Origin of the sequence: Acinetobacter sp. AC1-2, from assembly GCF_016124155.1 — a bacterium.
GTDB classification, from domain to species: Bacteria; Pseudomonadota; Gammaproteobacteria; order Pseudomonadales; family Moraxellaceae; genus Acinetobacter; species Acinetobacter calcoaceticus.
The window spans coordinates 1-1,995 of sequence record NZ_JABFFO010000014.1; the positions used below are offsets into that span (position 1 = coordinate 1).

Genomic DNA, 1,995 nt, shown 5'->3' on the forward strand with positions numbered 1-1,995 from the left:
CAGGTACAGATGGTAGCTGGTCAGTACCAAACCCAGGTGACTTGACTGACGGTCAAACCGTAACAGCAACAGCGACTGACCCTGCAGGCAATACCTCATTGCCAGGCACAGGTACGGTGTCTGCGGATATCACGCCACCAGTGGTCGCGCTTGATGATGTACTCACCAATGACAGCACACCTGCACTCACCGGTACAGTCAATGATCCGACTGCGACGGTGGTGGTGAATGTGGATGGCACTGACTACCCGGCAGTAAACAATGGCGACGGTACCTGGAGGCTTGCAGACAATAGCTTGCCTGTATTAACTGATGGTCCACACACCATTACTGTGACTGCAACAGATGCAGCAGGTAATGTCGGTACAGACACCGCTGTGGTGACGATTGATACGGTTGCACCAAATGCACCGGTACTTGATCCGATCAATGCCACTGACCCAGTGAGCGGTACAGCAGAACCTGGTTCAACAGTGACAGTCAGCTTCCCTGATGGCACGACTGCAACTGTAGTTGCAGGTACAGATGGTAGCTGGTCAGTACCAAACCCAGGTGACTTGACTGACGGTCAAACCGTAACAGCAACAGCGACTGACCCTGCAGGCAATACTTCATTGCCAGGCACAGGTACGGTGTCTGCGGACATCACGCCACCAGTGGTCGCGCTTGATGATGTACTCACCAATGACAGCACACCTGCACTCACCGGTACAGTCAATGATCCGACTGCGACAGTGGTGGTGAATGTAGATGGCACTGACTACCCGGCAGTAAACAATGGTGATGGCACCTGGACGCTTGCAGACAATAGCTTGCCTGTACTGACTGATGGTCCACACACCATTACTGTGACTGCAACAGATGCAGCAGGTAATGTCGGTACAGACACCGCTGTGGTGACGATTGATACGGTTGCACCAAATGCACCGGTACTTGATCCGATCAATGCCACTGACCCAGTGAGCGGTACAGCAGAACCTGGTTCAACAGTGACAGTAAACTTCCCGGACGGTACGACTGCAACTGTAGTTGCAGGTACAGATGGTAGCTGGTCAGTACCAAACCCAGGTGACTTGACTGACGGTCAAACCGTAACAGCAACAGCGACTGACCCTGCAGGCAATACTTCATTGCCAGGTTCAGGGGTGGTGTCTGCGGACATCACGCCACCAGTGGTTGCGCTTGATGATGTGTTAACCAATGACAGCACACCTGCACTTACCGGTACAGTCAATGATCCGACTGCGACGGTGGTGGTGAATGTGGATGGCACTGACTACCCGGCAGTAAACAATGGTGATGGCACCTGGACGCTTGCAGACAATACCTTGCCTGTACTGACTGATGGTCCACACACCATTACCGTGACTGCAACAGATGCAGCAGGTAATGTCGGTACAGACACCGCTGTGGTGACGATTGATACGGTTGCACCAAATGCACCAGTACTTGATCCGATCAATGCCACTGACCCAGTGAGCGGTACAGCAGAACCTGGTTCAACAGTGACTGTAAACTTCCCGGACGGTACGACTGCAACTGTAGTTGCAGGTACAGATGGTAGCTGGTCAGTACCAAACCCAGGTGACTTGACTGACGGTCAAACCGTAACAGCAACAGCGACTGACCCTGCAGGCAATACTTCATTGCCAGGTTCAGGGGTGGTGTCTGCGGACATCACGCCACCAGTGGTCGCGCTTGATGATGTGTTAACCAATGACAGCACACCTGCACTCACCGGTACAGTCAATGATCCGACTGCAACAGTGGTGGTGAATGTAGATGGCACTGACTACCCGGCAGTAAACAATGGTGATGGCACCTGGAGTCTTGCAGACAATACCTTGCCTGTATTAACTGATGGTCCGCACACGATTACTGTGACTGCAACAGATGCAGCAGGTAATGTCGGTACAGACACCGCTGTGGTAACAGTAGATACCACTGCACCAAATGCACCAGTACTTGATCCAATCAATGCCACTGACCCAGTGA

The 1,995-nt window shown here is 52.6% G+C and carries 1 protein-coding gene; it reads left to right on the forward strand.

Annotated features, from left to right (window positions below):
- Positions 1–1,995: Ig-like domain-containing protein (locus HL290_RS18405; RefSeq protein ID WP_227602325.1), on the forward strand; the 1,995-nt coding region annotated here is incomplete at both ends.